14 protein-coding genes are annotated in these 14,309 nt (G+C 70.1%); 9 read left to right on the top strand and 5 right to left on the bottom strand.

Annotated features, from left to right (window positions below; genetic code table 11):
• Positions 1-199: 199 nt before the first annotated feature.
• The 3 genes from ACIQ8J_RS07505 (at position 200) to ACIQ8J_RS07495 (ending at position 3,237) form a co-directional block, all read left to right on the top strand.
• On the top strand, positions 200-1,045 hold the full coding sequence (locus ACIQ8J_RS07505; RefSeq protein ID WP_403267885.1) for a DUF3558 domain-containing protein: 846 nt from the start codon (positions 200-202) through the stop codon (positions 1,043-1,045).
• A gap of 34 nt (positions 1,046-1,079) precedes the next feature.
• Complete coding sequence (locus tag ACIQ8J_RS07500; RefSeq protein WP_403267882.1) at positions 1,080-1,853, top strand: DUF3558 domain-containing protein; 774 nt, start codon at positions 1,080-1,082, stop codon at positions 1,851-1,853.
• Between the two features lie 103 nt (positions 1,854-1,956).
• Entirely contained in the window at positions 1,957-3,237 is a 1,281-nt protein-coding gene (locus ACIQ8J_RS07495) for a DUF2637 domain-containing protein (protein ID WP_403267879.1), read from the top strand.
• An 18-nt stretch (positions 3,238-3,255) separates the two neighbouring features.
• Here ACIQ8J_RS07495 and ACIQ8J_RS07490 read toward each other — a convergent pair whose 3' ends face one another.
• Positions 3,256-3,480 carry a hypothetical protein gene (locus tag ACIQ8J_RS07490; RefSeq protein WP_403267876.1) on the bottom strand — a complete coding sequence of 75 codons (225 nt, stop codon included), beginning with the start codon at positions 3,478-3,480 and terminating at the stop codon, positions 3,256-3,258.
• A gap of 140 nt (positions 3,481-3,620) precedes the next feature.
• Positions 3,621-5,348, bottom strand: coding sequence for a lysine--tRNA ligase (gene lysS / locus ACIQ8J_RS07485; protein WP_403267873.1), 1,728 nt, complete (start codon positions 5,346-5,348; stop codon positions 3,621-3,623).
• Between the two features lie 157 nt (positions 5,349-5,505).
• Between lysS and argS the strand changes: the two genes are divergently transcribed.
• Positions 5,506-7,266 carry an arginine--tRNA ligase gene (argS, locus tag ACIQ8J_RS07480; protein WP_403267871.1) on the top strand — a complete coding sequence of 587 codons (1,761 nt, stop codon included), beginning with the start codon at positions 5,506-5,508 and terminating at the stop codon, positions 7,264-7,266.
• A gap of 33 nt (positions 7,267-7,299) precedes the next feature.
• Here argS and ACIQ8J_RS07475 read toward each other — a convergent pair whose 3' ends face one another.
• Positions 7,300-8,670 carry a helix-turn-helix domain-containing protein gene (locus ACIQ8J_RS07475; RefSeq protein WP_403267868.1) on the bottom strand — a complete coding sequence of 457 codons (1,371 nt, stop codon included), beginning with the start codon at positions 8,668-8,670 and terminating at the stop codon, positions 7,300-7,302.
• Positions 8,671-9,005: 335 nt separating this feature from the next.
• On the opposite strand from ACIQ8J_RS07475, the gene ACIQ8J_RS07470 reads away from it, so the two are divergent.
• On the top strand, positions 9,006-9,701 hold the full coding sequence (locus tag ACIQ8J_RS07470; protein ID WP_403267865.1) for a DUF4232 domain-containing protein: 696 nt from the start codon (positions 9,006-9,008) through the stop codon (positions 9,699-9,701).
• 26 nt (positions 9,702-9,727) lie between these two features.
• Here the strand turns inward: ACIQ8J_RS07470 and ACIQ8J_RS07465 are convergent, their stop codons facing one another.
• Together ACIQ8J_RS07465 and ACIQ8J_RS07460 are read right to left on the bottom strand one after the other, a co-directional pair.
• Positions 9,728-10,927, bottom strand: a complete 1,200-nt coding sequence (locus ACIQ8J_RS07465; RefSeq protein WP_403267863.1) for a PLP-dependent aminotransferase family protein — start codon at positions 10,925-10,927, stop codon at positions 9,728-9,730.
• 45 nt (positions 10,928-10,972) lie between these two features.
• On the bottom strand, positions 10,973-11,455 hold the full coding sequence (locus ACIQ8J_RS07460) for an ATP-binding protein (RefSeq protein WP_403267860.1): 483 nt from the start codon (positions 11,453-11,455) through the stop codon (positions 10,973-10,975).
• Between the two features lie 112 nt (positions 11,456-11,567).
• On the opposite strand from ACIQ8J_RS07460, the gene ACIQ8J_RS07455 reads away from it, so the two are divergent.
• The 4 genes from ACIQ8J_RS07455 (at position 11,568) to ACIQ8J_RS07440 (ending at position 14,014) form a co-directional block, all read left to right on the top strand.
• On the top strand, positions 11,568-12,380 hold the full coding sequence (locus tag ACIQ8J_RS07455) for a Scr1 family TA system antitoxin-like transcriptional regulator (protein WP_403267857.1): 813 nt from the start codon (positions 11,568-11,570) through the stop codon (positions 12,378-12,380).
• Positions 12,377-12,610 carry a DUF397 domain-containing protein gene (locus ACIQ8J_RS07450; protein WP_403267855.1) on the top strand — a complete coding sequence of 78 codons (234 nt, stop codon included), beginning with the start codon at positions 12,377-12,379 and terminating at the stop codon, positions 12,608-12,610. The genes ACIQ8J_RS07455 and ACIQ8J_RS07450 overlap by 4 nt, the downstream gene beginning before the upstream one ends.
• A 46-nt stretch (positions 12,611-12,656) precedes the next feature.
• A complete protein-coding gene (locus tag ACIQ8J_RS07445; protein ID WP_403267853.1) occupies positions 12,657-13,445 on the top strand; it encodes a DUF4253 domain-containing protein in 789 nt (262 codons plus the stop codon).
• A 335-nt stretch (positions 13,446-13,780) separates the two neighbouring features.
• Positions 13,781-14,014 carry a hypothetical protein gene (locus ACIQ8J_RS07440; RefSeq protein ID WP_403267850.1) on the top strand — a complete coding sequence of 78 codons (234 nt, stop codon included), beginning with the start codon at positions 13,781-13,783 and terminating at the stop codon, positions 14,012-14,014.
• Positions 14,015-14,309: the final 295 nt, after the last annotated feature.

The following is a 14,309-nucleotide window of genomic DNA, read 5'->3' as shown; positions in this document are numbered from 1 at the left end:
ATTCCTCGATCCCCCGAAAGCTGATATCTACACAAAAGCCTTAAAACGCACGTATGGCAAAAACTGGAGCCAAGGTCCACAACCAGGACAGTGGACCGGCGTTCACAGGTGCGCGTGCGATACACATTGTGTCCGGCCACCGCCTTCGGGCGGCAACCGCTTTTTCTTACGTCGTCCTGCTGAAAGGAGCCTGGAAACCGTGCAGCGAAAGGCGTACGTGCCCGGTCTCGCGCTCCTCGTGGCGCTCGTGTCCGGCTGCTCCGCGGCCTCCGGCACCGACGGCTCCGCCACCGACTCCAAGGCGGGCGCGCCCAAGACCGCCCCCGCGCCGCCCGGCAAGTACCGCACCCTGCCCGAGCCCTGCCGCGCCGTGAACAAGGGCGTGCTCAAGACCATGCTGCCGGGCGCGGCCACGCTGGCGGAGGCCGACGCGGCGAAGGAGTACGCGGGCACCGCCGACCTCACCTACGACACCGACCGCCGGGTCGGCTGCCGCTGGAAGGACGAGACGCCCGACGGTGTGCGCAGGCTCACGGTCGACTTCGAGCGGGTCGTGTCGTACGACCCCGCGGTGAGCGACGACGACACCGCGAAGCAGCTGTACGGGAAGAAGGAGACCGCGGCGAACCTGCCCGCTCCCCAGAGCTCCGCGCCCGCGCCGACCGGGTCCGCCGCCCCGAGCCCGTCCGGCTCGCCCGCCTCCGCCGCCCCGTCGGCCGCCTCCAGCGGCAGCCCGGCAGCCGGCACCACCCCGAGCCCGCCCGGTGCCTCGGCCGGCACCGGCGGGGACGGGCTTCAGCCGCGCCGGCTCAGCGGCCTCGGCGACGCCGCGTTCCTGAACGAGGTGTCGTCCCCGGTGGGCTCCGACGGCGGGACCGAGGCCGGACGGCGTACCGTCTCTGTGGTCTTCCGTACGTCCAACGCGATCGTGACCATCGAGTACACCGCACAGGCCGCGGCATCCGTCGCGGTCCCCGACAGCAAGGAGCTGCAGGAGCAGGCCCAGGCCCTGGCCGGCAAGCTCGTCGAGCAGTTCAGCGAATAGCGCGCCAGCGCGAAGAACGAAGAGCGAAGGAATCATGCACCGATCAGCCCCGGCCACCCCCGAGAAGGCCCACGCCCCGGCCCCGCGCATCCGGCTCGCCCGTGTCCTCGCCTGTGCCGCCGTCCCTGTGATGCTCGTCGCGGCGGGCTGCTCCTCCGGCTCGGGCGGCGGCACGAAGAAGGACTCGGCGTCCGCGTCCTCCTCCGCCTCCGGCGGCAAGCAGGCCTCGCCGTCCGGCTCGTCCGCCCCCGCGCCGGCGAAGTTCGCCAAGCTGCCCGACCCGTGCAAGTCGGTCACGGCGGCGTCGATCGACAAGTACGTCCCCAAGGCGAAGACGAAGGCGGGCGAGGTGGGCAAGACCTCGGACCCGCAGGCCCAGGCGAGCTGCACCTGGAACGGTCTTGAGGACAAGGGCGTCCAGGGCTCGCTCTACCGCTGGCTCGACGTCGACCTCAAGCGCTACGACTCCACGCCGGGCCTCGGCAGCGGCGACTCGCTGGCGCAGAAGCAGTTCGAGCGGGCCGTCTCGGCCGCGCGGGCGACGGCCGACGCGAAGAACGTGAAGACCTCCCCGGTCTCCGGCCTCGGCGACCAGGCGACGGCGATCACCTTCGACCTGAAGAAGACCGACGCGGACTTCAAGTACGCCGTCGTGGTGGTCCGCAGCGCCAACGCCGTCGTCTCGCTCGACTACAACGGCACCGGCTACCAGGGCGCGGACGCCCCGCAGACCAACGACGTGCAGGACGGCGCGACCGCCACGGCCAAGGAGGCCGTGGCGGCGGTGGCCGCCGCGAACAACAAGTAGTCCCAGCGCGACCGTACGGAGTCCGGCCTCCCCTGTGGGCCGGACTCCGTACGCATGTGCCAGGCTGTGCCCGCCAGTTGCTTGACAAGGGGAGGGGACGCGGGTGGCCGCGACTCAGCTGACACGTACGCACCGCATTCTGATCGGAGTGGTGGTCGCGGGCGCGGTGGTCATCGCCGGGATCGGGTTCGCGGGATCGTACGCGGCGGTCCGGGCGCTCGCGCTGCAGAAGGGCTTCGGAAAGTTCTCCTACGTCTTCCCGATCGGCATCGACGCGGGCATCTGCGTGCTGCTCGCCCTCGACCTGCTGCTGACCTGGCTGCGCATCCCGTTCCCGCTGCTTCGCCAGACCGCCTGGCTGCTCACGGCCGCCACCATCGCCTTCAACGCCGCCGCGGCCTGGCCGGACCCGCTGGGCGTGGGCATGCACGCGGTCATCCCCGTGCTGTTCGTGGTCTCCGTCGAGGCGGCCCGGCACGCGGTCGGCCGGATCGCCGACATCACCGCCGACAAGCACATGGAAGGCGTCCGCCTCACCCGCTGGCTGCTCTCGCCCATACCCACCTTCCGGCTGTGGCGGCGCATGAAGCTGTGGGAGCTGCGCAGCTACGAGCAGGTCATCAAGCTCGAACAGGACCGCCTCGTCTACCGGGCCCGCCTCCAGTCCGTCTACGGCCGCGCCTGGCGCCGCAAGGCCCCCGTCGAGTCCCTCATGCCGCTGCGGCTCGCGAAGTACGGCGTCCCGCTCGCCGAGACCGCCCCCGCGGGACTCGCCGCCGCCGGCGTCGAACCCGTACTCCTGCCGCCCCCGCCGGTGGTGCTCCACCAGCAGGAGCAGCAGCCCGAGCTGCCCCCGGCGCACGCGCACTCCGCCCCCGAGGGGCAGCCGGTCGAGACCCCCGTCCACGACCCCGCTCCCGCCCCGGAGCAGCCCACCACGCACGAGAGCCCCTGGTTCGCCGCCCAGCACATCTCGCAGGAGGCGTACGAGGGCACGTACGACCCGGACTTCGTCGAAGCCGAGCCCCAGCCGCAACCCCAGCCGGAGCCGGAGCCGGTGATGGTCCCGGCGGGCCCCGGCCGCGAGCGCCGCCTCGGCGTGCCCGGCCCGCGCGCGGCCCAGCCGCAGCCGGTGCAGGAGCAGGAGCCCGAGAAGGCCGCGGAACCCTCCCTGGAGGACGCGGAGTTCGCCGAGATGGCGTACGTGGTGTTCCGCCAGTACGCGCACCAGCACAACGACTACCCGAGCGTCGAGGTCCTCGACATACACCTCTCGGACGGCCACGGCGTGACCCACCCCCGCAGCACCGCCCTGCTGCGCGGCCTGATCCCCGGATTCAAGCAGCGCTACGACGCCGAGCTGACCGAGGACCACATCGCCTGAGCATTTCCTGACGGTACGTCAAGAAGCCTTCTGCGGCGCCTTCTTGCCCATCTCCGCCCAGACGGCCACCGCGGCACCCAGCACGGCGAGTGCCAGATAGCCGGCCGTCGGGATGTCGGTGATCTTGTGCAGGAAGCCCCAGGGCCCGTTGCCGAACTGCGCGCCCGCGAAGCCGAGTACGCCCTGGATGCCGACGACCCAGCCGATGGGCCCGACGACCTGTTTGGTGATGTTCGCGTTCATGGCTCCACGGTCTCGCGCCGCCGGGCCCGATTCCTCGTGCCCGGGACGGAATCCGCAGTACACCCAAAGATGCAGTACGCCCGCAGATACGGCGAGGGCCGCCACCCGGAAACGGATGACGGCCCTCGGACGTGCGGAGGTCAGGCGGCGAGCAGCTTGCGCACCCGGTCCGCGCCCACGGCGAGCAGCAGGGTGGGCAGGCGCGGCCCCGTCTCGCGGCTCACCAGGAGCGTGTAGAGCAGCGCGAAGAAGGTGCGCTGGGCGACCTTCAGCTCGGGCGTGGGCTTGGCGTCGGGGGCCAGGCCCGCCATCACCTTCGGCACGCCGTAGACGAGCGTGGTGAGCCCGTCGAGCGACCAGTGCGAGTCCAGGCCCTCGACCAGGAGCCGCAGCGACTCGCGGCCCGCGTCGTCGAGCGAGCCGAGCAGCTCGGTGTCGGGCTCCTCGCGGACCAGGGTGCGCTGGTCGGCCGGGACCTGGGTGGTGATCCAGTTCTCGGCGCGGTCAAGACGCGGCCGCACCTCGTCCAGGGAGGTGACCGGGTTGGCCGGGTCCAGCTCGCTGAGGATGCGCAGGGTCTGGTCCTCGTGGCCCGCGGTGATGTCGACCACGGACGCGAGGGTGCGGTACGGCAGCGGGCGCGCGGTGCGCGGCAGCTCACCGGCGGCGGTGCGGGCGGCACGGGCGTACGCGGCCGCGTCGGCCGGCAGCACCGAGCCGTCGGCGACCTTCGCCTCCAGCTTGTCCCACTCGTCGTAGAGCCGCTGGATCTCCTGGTCGAAGGCGATCTTGAAGGACTGGTTGGGCCTGCGGCGCGCGTACAGCCAGCGCAGCAGCTGCGGCTCCATGATCTTCAGCGCGTCGGCCGGGGTCGGCACGCCGCCCTTCGAGGACGACATCTTGGCCATGCCGCTGATGCCGACGAAGGCGTACATCGGGCCGATCGGCTGCACGCCGTCGAAGATCGAGACGATCTGTCCGCCGACCTGGAAGGAGGAGCCGGGCGAGGAGTGGTCGACACCGGACGGCTCGAAGATCACGCCCTCGTACGCCCAGCGCATCGGCCAGTCGACCTTCCAGACCAGCTTCCCGCGGTTGAACTCGCTGAGCCGGACGGTCTCCGAGAAGCCGCACGCGGAGCAGGTGTAGGTCAGCTCCGTGGTGTCGTCGTCGTACGCCGAGACGACCGTGAGGTCCTTGTTGCAGCCGCCGCAGTACGGCTTGTACGGGAAGTAGCCCGTCGAGCCCGTGCCGTCGTCCTCGGCCGCGGCGCCGGAGCCCTCGGCGGCCTCCAGCTCGGCCTCGTCCACCGGCTTCTGCGACTTCTTGCCCGGGGCCTTCTTGGTCCGGTACTGCTCCAGGATCGCGTCGATGTCACCGCGGTGCTTCATCGCGTGCAGGACCTGGTCGCGGTAGACGCCGGTCGTGTACTGCTCGGTCTGGCTGATGCCGTCGTACTCGACGCCCAGCTCGGCCAGCGCCTCGATCATCGCGGCCTTGAAGTGCGCGGCCCAGTTCGGGTGCGCGGAGCCGGCCGGGGCCGGGACCGAGGTCAGCGGGCGGCCGATGTGCTCGGCCCACGACTCGTCCACACCGGGGACGCCGCTCGGCACCTTGCGGTAGCGGTCGTAGTCGTCCCAGGAGATCAGGTGGCGGACCTCGTACCCGCGGCGGCGGATCTCGTCCGCGACCAGGTGCGGGGTCATGACCTCGCGCAGGTTGCCCAGGTGGATGGGGCCGGAGGGGGAGAGTCCGGACGCGACGACGACCGGTTTGCCAGGCGCACGTCGCTCCGACTCGGCGATGACATCGTCCGCGAAACGGGAGACCCAGTCGGTCTCGGTGCTGCTCTGAGCCACGGTCGGCACGTCCTTCTTTCTCGTATGCCTCGGAGGGGCTGGCACGCCCATTCTCCCAGACGGAACGAGCTCCTCCGGGGTTGCCCGTTATCCGGGCGAAAGGGCGGGGGCCCGCGTGGGAGAATCGGGGGGCAATCATCGTCACCCTCGACAGGAACGGCACCTCATGGCCTCGGTCCATTCCCTCGCTTCCACGGTCCAGCAGCGCCTGGCGGACGCCCTCTCGGCTGCGCTGCCGGAGGCCGGCTCCACCGACCCGCTGCTGCGACGAAGCGACCGGGCCGACTTCCAGGCCAACGGCATCCTGGCACTCGCCAAGAAGCTGAAGGGCAACCCGCGCGAGCTCGCGACGAAGGTCACCGACGTGCTCGACGCCGGTGACCTGCTCAAGGACGTCGAGGTCTCGGGCCCCGGCTTCCTCAACATCACGCTCACCGACAAGGCGATCACCCAGACGCTGGCCGCGCGCGCCGCCGACGACCGGCTCGGCGTGCCGCTCAAGGCCGACCCGGGCGTCACGGTCATCGACTACGCCCAGCCCAACGTGGCCAAGGAGATGCACGTCGGCCACCTGCGCTCGGCGGTCATCGGCGACGCGCTGCGCGGCATGCTCGACTTCACCGGCGAGCAGACGATCGGCCGCCACCACATCGGCGACTGGGGCACCCAGTTCGGCATGCTCATCCAGCACCTGATCGAGAACCCCGGCGAGCTGGCCCCGGCGTCCGACGTCGACGGCGAGCAGGCGATGAGCAACCTGAACCGGGTGTACAAGGCCTCGCGCGCGGTCTTCGACTCCGACGAGGAGTTCAAGGAGCGGGCGCGCAAGCGGGTGGTCGCCCTCCAGTCCGGCGACAAGGAGACGCTCGACCTGTGGCAGCGCTTCGTGGACGAGTCGAAGGTCTACTTCTACTCGGTCTTCGAGAAGCTGGACATGGAGATCCGCGACGACGAGATCGTCGGCGAGTCCGCGTACAACGACATGATGGCCGAGACGGCCCGGCTCCTGGAGGAGTCCGGTGTCGCGGTCCGCTCCGAGGGCGCGCTCGTGGTCTTCTTCGACGAGATCCGCGGCAAGGACGACCAGCCGGTGCCGCTGATCGTGCAGAAGGCGGACGGCGGCTTCGGCTACGCGGCGAGCGACCTCTCGGCGATCCGCAACCGCGTCCTCGACCTGCACGCCACGACGCTCCTGTACGTCGTGGACGTACGGCAGTCGCTGCACTTCCGGATGGTCTTCGAGGCGGCCCGCCGGGCGGGCTGGCTGAGCGACGACGTCACCGCGCACAACATGGGCTACGGCACGGTGCTCGGCGCGGACGGCAAGCCGTTCAAGACGCGTGAGGGCGAGACGGTCAAGCTGGAGGACCTCCTGGACGAGGCCGTCGAGCGGGCCACCGCCGTCGTGCGCGAGAAGGCCGAGAAGGTGGGCCTGTCCGAGGAGGAGATCGTCGAGAACGGGCGGTACGTCGGGATCGGCGCCGTGAAGTACGCGGACCTGTCGACGTCGGCGAACCGGGACTACAAGTTCGACCTGGACCAGATGGTGTCGCTGAACGGCGACACGTCCGTCTACCTCCAGTACGCGTACGCCCGTATCAAGTCGATCCTGCGCAAGGCCGAAGGCGCGGGCCCGGTCGCCCACCCCGAGGTCGAACTCGCCCCGGCGGAGCGGGCGTTGGGCCTGCACCTCGACGCGTTCGGCGACCTCCTCGCGGAGGCGACGGCCGAGTACGCGCCGCACAAGCTGGCCGCGTACCTGTACCAGCTGGCCTCGCTGTACACGACGTTCTACGACCAGTGCCCGGTCCTGAAGGCCGACACCGAGGCGCAGGTCGAGAACCGCCTGTTCCTGTGCGACCTGACCGCCCGGACGCTCCACCAGGGCATGGCCCTGCTCGGCATCCGGACGCCCGAGCGCCTCTAGGGGCCTAGCAACTCCCGTGCGGGACCGGCCGGTTCACCCGATGTCCAGCCGGTCCCACACGTTGGTGTCCGTGCGGTACTCGAAGGCCGGCCGGCCCTTGACCGCGCTGGTGTGGAACGGCTTCCCGTTGTCGTCCACGCGGATCTTGTCCGAGCGGTCGCCGTTGCTCCAGGAGACCTCCAGGTACCAGCTGACGTCGTGCGCCTCGGTGTGCACGTTCAGGTCGAAGACCTCGGGGTCGGTCGTGGACACCTTGAAGGGGAAGTCGCGGGCCGGGATCTTCGTGTCGCCCTGAACCCCTGCGACCGGCTTGGTGACCGGCTGCGCCGCGTCCAGGTTGATGTCGAAGGTCTGCGGGGTGACCCCGCCGCCGCAGCCCGCACCCATCGAGTACGCCGTCCAGCTCAGCGGCGCCTCGCGCCCCACCACCCGGACGTTGACCCCGGTGATCACCACCGCGTCCGGGCTCTTTCCGGTCGCGGTCAGCTCCAGCTTCAGGTCCCCGCCGTCGACCCCTCCGAGCGCCCGCGCCCAGGCGCGCCGGTCCTGCACGTTCGGCGGGGGCGGCGGCACCGCGCTGGGCTTCTGGTCGAGCAGGTAGAACTTGCCGCACGGCTGGTCCCAGTCGTACGAGCTGATGCCCACCTTGACCGGCGTTCCGGCGACGCCCACCTTCGGCGACGGCGCCGGACGGGAGGCGGAGCCCGACGGGCTCGGCGACGGCGAAGCCGACGGGCTGGGCGAGGCGCTCGGCGGGGGCCCGGCGGGGCTCTTCAGCGCAGTCCCGGCACTCTGCTTCGCGTCCGCGACCGTGACGCTCTTGCCGTCCTTGCCGTCCGGCCCCGACAGGCTCGCGACGGCGACGGCGGGCACGGCGAGCGCGACGACGGCCGACCCGATGAGCACCAGCCGGGTCTTCTTCCTGCCGAGCCGCAGTCCGGGTACGAGTCCGGATCCGCGCGTACGGTGCGGGGCGGCCGAGGTGGCCGGGACGACGGCGGGGAGCTCGGCCTCGTCAGGGTCGGGCGAGGCGGCCGGGACTTGAGCGGTTTGGGTGGCGGGAGCGGGCTCGGTGACGGGCTCGGGAACGATGGCAGGCTCAGGAACGGGAACCGTCTCGGCGGCCACCGGCGCCGCGTTCGCCCCGCGCGAGCGGCGCCGCGCCTCGTCGGCCAGGATCCAGCGCCGGTGCAGTTCGACGGACTCCTCGGGGGTCGCCCCGCACAGCCGGGCGAGCCGCTCGACGGGGGCGTACTCGTTCGGAACCGCGTCGCCGTTGCAGTACCGGTGGAGCGTGGACGTACTCATGTGGAGCTTGCCCGCGAGGACTCCGTAACTGCGTCCCGAGCGGTCCTTCAACTCCCGCAGCAGCGCCGCGAACTGCTCGGACTCGGTTGTCGCCATGCCCCGGTTCCCTCCCCGTCCATCCCAGGAACGCATTCCAGGGACAGGTTGTTTCCCCAGGTCAAAGGGGATTCCAGCGTTCCAGCTTCCCCCATTGTCCCTCGCTCGTTGCGGGGCCGTCCGGCCGCCCCGCAAGGTAGTTGCAGCAAGCAGCCGAACAGCTCGCTCCGGGAGCACTCCATGCGATTCCGCATCCGGTTCAACCTCGCGGACTCGATGGCCGTCGTCGTCCTGGCCGCGTCCATCGCCATCGTCATCACGCTGATCAATCACTACCGCCACTGACGCGTTCACGCCGTCAAGCGGACGTACTCACACGGGGAGCACCAAGCATCATGCGCACCAACTTCCGCATCGCCGCCGCCGCGACCACCACCCTCGTCGCCGCCCTCGCCCTGACCGCCTGCTCAAGCGGCTCGGACTCCGCGAAGGCGAGCGACAACCCGTCCACCTCGTCCTCCGCCCCGGCCCCGGCGGCCGACGCCGGCCAGTCCGCCACGGCGGGAAGCAGCACGGGCTCGGGCTCCGGCACCGGCAAGCACGGCGCCGCCCCCGCCAAGTCGACGGGCAAGACCACGAAGAAGCCCTCGTCCGGGGGCGGCGCCACCCAGACGGCCTGCACCGGCGCCAACGTGAAGCTGACCGCGACCCCGGTGACCCGCCCGATCAACCACATCCTCCTGACGGTCACCAACACCGGCAAGACGGCGTGCAACGCCTACGACGCCCCCGCCGTCGGCTTCTCCAACGCCCAGTCCCCCATCGCGGTCGACAAGGAAACCATTCCCCAGGCGGTGGTCACACTGGCCCCCGGCGGGTCGGCGTACGCGATGGTCCGCACCCAGGGCGAGGACGACGGCAGCAAGGCGTACAACGCCGGTCAGGTCGTGGTGTACTTCCGCGGCCGGGTCGGCATGGAATCCACGGGCCCGTCCGCGTACGCCGCGCTCGCCAAGAGCGTGTCCGTCGTGGACAGCCAGGCCATGGCCACCTACTGGCAGTCGGACCTGTCGGCGATCGAGGCCTGGTAGTCAACGGCCCCGCGTGCGTGGGGAGTTCAGCCCTTGAGGGCGCGCCCCAGCCGGGCCAGGCCCTCCCTGATCTCGTCCGGCGACGAGGTCACGAAGCACAGCCGCAGCGCGGCCGCGTCGGGCGCACCGGCGAAGAAGGGCGCGCCGGGGACGTACGCGACATCGTGCTCAACCACCTTGTGCAGCAGGGCAGTTGCGTCGCTGCCGTCGGGCAGCCGGGCCCACAGGAACATGCCGCCCTCGGGCCGGTTCCACGTCGAGCCCTCGGGCAGCGCCTCGGCGAGACCCGCGAGCATGGCGTCCCTGCGCTCGCCGTAGGCGGCCCGCACCCGGGCGACGTGTGCGTCCAGGTCCCGGTCCGCGAGGTAGCGGGCGGCGGCGAGCTGGTTCACGGTCGGGGTGTGCAGGTCGGAGGCCTGCTTGGCTATGACGCAGGCGCGCAGCAGTTCATGCGGTGCCCGCATCCAGCCGATGCGCAGACCGGGCGCCATGATCTTCGAGTAGCTGCCGAGCAGCGCGGTCCGGTCGGCGGCGTCCTCGTACGACGAGATCCACGGCACGGCCTCGCCCTCGTAGCGCAGCTCGCCGTACGGGTCGTCCTCCACGATCCACAGCCCGCGCCGCACGGCCACATCGGCGACCGCCCGGCGCCGCCCGGCGCTCATGGTGCGGCCGGTGGGGTTCTGGAAGGTGGGCACGGAGTAGAACAGCTTGGGCCGCTCGCTCGCGACCAGCGCGTCGAACGCGGCCGGGTCGGGCCCGTCCTCGTCGCAGGGCACGGCGACGACGCGGGCGCCCGCGAAGCCGAACACCTGCAACGCGGCCAGATAGCAAGGATCTTCGACGAGCACCACGTCACCGGGTTCGAGCAGCGCGGCGGCGAGGAGGGTGAGGCCCTGCTGCGAACCGGTGGTGATCAGCAGGTCGTCGGCGCCGGTCGCGAGCCCCCGCCCGGCGAGCCGCGCGGCGGTGGCGGCCCGCAGCGCGGGGGCGCCCTCGGTCGTGGAGTACTGAAGTGCCGTCTCGGCCTGTTCCTCCATCACGGCCCGGAAGGCGTCGGCGATGCCTTCCACGTCGAACAACTCGGGCGCGGGCAGACCGCCCGCGAAGGAGATCACCTCGGGCCGGGCGGTCAACGCCAGGATCTCCCGTACGGGAGAGGCCCCGACGAATGCCGCGCGAGCGGCGAGCGCGGGCACGGCGGCGGCCGATGAGGCGGCGGGCATGGGGCGGCTCCTGTCAGTTGCTCGGACGTCCAACTACCCAGCACCCTACGCAGATCCCGGCCACCACCATCCAGCCATCCCACCATCCGAACCACCGTCGGCGTCTCCGCCGGAGCCTCCCCCGGGGCCTCCGCCGGGGCAGACGAACTCGCACCACACCACTTTCCCCGGATCCCGCTCCCCCACCCCCCACTTGTCGGCCATCGCGGCCACGAGCAGCAGTCCCCGCCCACCCTCGTCCGCCACGTCCACGACCCGGGGCACCCCGCCCCCGCTGTCATGCACCTCAACCCGCAACACGGCCCCGTCACAAAGCTCCAGCCTCAGCAGAAACCCCCGCCCCGGCGGCACCCCGTACACCAACGCGTTGGTGGCGAGCTCGCTGACGCACAGCAATACGTCATCGAGCCGGTGCACAAACCCCCAATCAGCAACGGCCCCTTCGGCGAACTCCCGTGCGGCGGGGATCGATTGACGCCGACGAGGGTAGAAGCGCTCGCGGAATTCGCTCTCTGTCATCTCGCTCATGGGGGGAGGGTGGCGGAGCGGGTGCCTGATGCCGGAGGGATGGGACCCGTACAAGAATTCTGTACGGGTCCGATGTGCATGACGCGCCTTCGCAGGTGGGGAGTTGGGAGTCATGCACCCCAGGAAGAACGCATCTGCGATGCGCATGGTGGGCGCGCAGGTGGCGCGTTTCAGGCAGGCGGCCGGTTACACCCAGCGACAGCTCGCGGATCGGGTGTGTGCGGAACCGGAGACGATCGCCTCGATCGAGCAGGGGCGGCGAGTCCTGAAACCTGAACTCGCCAGTGAACTCGACGCGTTGCTGGACACCAAGGGCGCGCTCACGGTGGCGGTCGAGAACATGCCGGAGGTGGATCGCTATCCGTTGTGGGCGGAGAAGTACATGGACGAGGAGCGGGTGGCGATCGCGCTCAGCTTCTATGCGAATCAGGTGCTGCCGGGCCTGCTCCAGAACGAGGAGTACGCCCGCGCGGTGTTCCAGAGCCGCGTACCGGCATACAGCGAGGACGAGATCACCTATCAGGTCGGCGCCCGCCTCGACCGCCAGGCCATACTGCACCGCAAGGTGCCGCCCTCACTGAGCTTCGTCCTCTCCGAGGCGATCATTCGCGACCGGCTCGGCGGTGACGCGGTGCACAGGGGGATGCTCCGCCACCTCCGCGAATGCGCCGAACTACCGGGCCTGGCCCTCCAGATCATGCCGCTCGGCCGCACGACGCATGCGGGATTGGCAGGGCCATTCATCCTGCTGGAAACCCCACAACACCAGCACCTCGCTTACACCGAGACCCAGCGTGGCAGCCAGTTCGTGGCCGACCCCGATGAGGTAAGCATCCTGGCGCGCAAGTATGCGATGCTGCGAACACAGGCCCTCAACACCGAAGCGTCGATGGGCCTGTTGGACCGGCTGCTAGGAGAGCGATGAGCGACGCACTGGAGTGGTTCAAGTCCAGCTACAGCAGTGAAGAGGGCGGCGAATGCCTCGAAGTCGCCTGTGTCTGGCGGAAGTCAAGCTACAGCGGAAGCGAGGGCGGCGAGTGCGTCGAGGTGGCGACCCACCCCTCCGCCATCCACGTCCGTGACTCGAAGGCCCCCGAGGGTCCCACCCTCACCCTGAACCCCACCACGTGGCAGGGCTTCGTATCGGGGCTCTGAGGTCTTCGCCGGGGGCGTTGTCAGTGGCGGGACTTACATTCGGGACATGGCGATGCTCCCGAACCCGCTCCCCCACCTGACCGACGACCCGACAGGCAAATCGCTGGGCCTCGACCTGCCGCCCGGCAGGCTGTTCGGCCCGGCGAGCGAGCCACTGCTGTGGTACGCCGATGACCCGGCAGGCCCGGAGGACTGGGCACGGCTGTCCCCGGCACGCCGAGCGGCCGGGCTGCACCCCGTACTGCTGGGCGGCATACGGGAGTTGGCGGACTGGGGACTGACCCTGGACGACACGTCGTACCCGGGCGACCACGACGCCGAGGACGTGCTGGCCGGCCTCTGGGAGACGTACGCAGAGGACGAGCTGGGTTACGAGAGCGAAGAGTGGCCCGGCCTCGCACTCGCCCCCGCACTCCAGGAGGACCCGGACCGCAAGGCGGCGGAGATCGCCGGAACGGCGACGGTCGAGGGCCCCTTGAAGGGCGCCCGCCTGGCCCTGGTCCCGGCCCGCCGCAGCGCCGACATACCGGCGGCCATCGGCTGGACCGGCCCGCTGAACCACGAGGAGGACGTGGCGAGGCTGTGCGCGGTACTGCGCTCCTGGGAAGACAGGTTCGGCATACGGGTGGTGGGCCTGACGAGCGACCACCTGACGCTGTCGGTGGCGGCCCCACCCACGAACCGCGAGGAGGCACTGATCCTCGCGGCGGAACACTTCGCGTTCTGCCCCGACGCGATAGAAACCGACCTGTACGAGCACGCCAACTCCCTGATGAGTACGGGGAGTTGGGCCTTCCGGTGGAACCGTGGAACTGACGGGGCAGCAAACCGTTGACGTGGCCGGATCCATGCCAATGGGCCCGGAACCGCGTTGCGTATGCAACGCGGGTTCGAGGAAGATTGACCCCTGACCGGTGGGGCGTATGGGGCGCGGGGTTCGGGGAAAGTTCGATAGCTATGCCGATGCGTGCGCCGAGGGAGTGCGGCTCCTGGTTCTGGTACCTGGACGACGTGGTGAAGCGGTCTGGAGTCCGCGCTCAGGACCGCGGGGCGCATGAGTACGGTGCTTCAGAAGCACGATTTGATGGAGCCGGACACGCTTGAGTGGAACTGGTTCCAGGTCGGAAAGGGCGGCCTCGGTATCCACAGCCGCCTGGAGGGCGAATAGCAATGGCCTCCTTGATTTACTTCAAAAAAATATCCGAACAGTCGGATTCAATTTGCTACGCCTTCGGCGAGGATCCCGAGGAAATGACACGGCAGCTCATCATGAACACCGAAACCCGCACATCGACGCCGGGCGACGACCAAGTCAACTATGCGTATCTCAATGCCTCCCGCAAGATTAATGCTGTCTTCGAGGAAAGAAAGCAATGGCCTGAGCGCGGCATGAGCGTCAGCTGATCAACGGGCAGCCGCGAATCTCCCAGCCACGCGTTGGGGGGTGCCCTGAGACAGCTATCAGCAGCGTCAGTCGCGCCGGGTAAGCCCCGCCCATGGGGTTCACGAGGGTGGGCGGTCAATGTCCATGTGGACGCTGCCATCGAGGAGTTGAAGCCGATACTGCTTCCTGCGATGGAGCTGGACGCAACGCACCCGATGGCTCATCGCCGCTGGGAAGCCTGGCAAGAGACGCCGCTACCGGACTACCGCACGGGTGGTACGCCAACCGGGACGAGACCGTCGACGAGGCGATCAC

The sequence above is a fragment of the Streptomyces sp. NPDC094147 genome, from assembly GCF_044764265.1.
In the GTDB taxonomy this organism is placed as follows: domain Bacteria; phylum Actinomycetota; class Actinomycetes; order Streptomycetales; family Streptomycetaceae; genus Streptomyces.
Note: the sequence above shows the minus strand (reverse complement) of the source record. Positions and strands in the feature narration are given on the sequence as shown.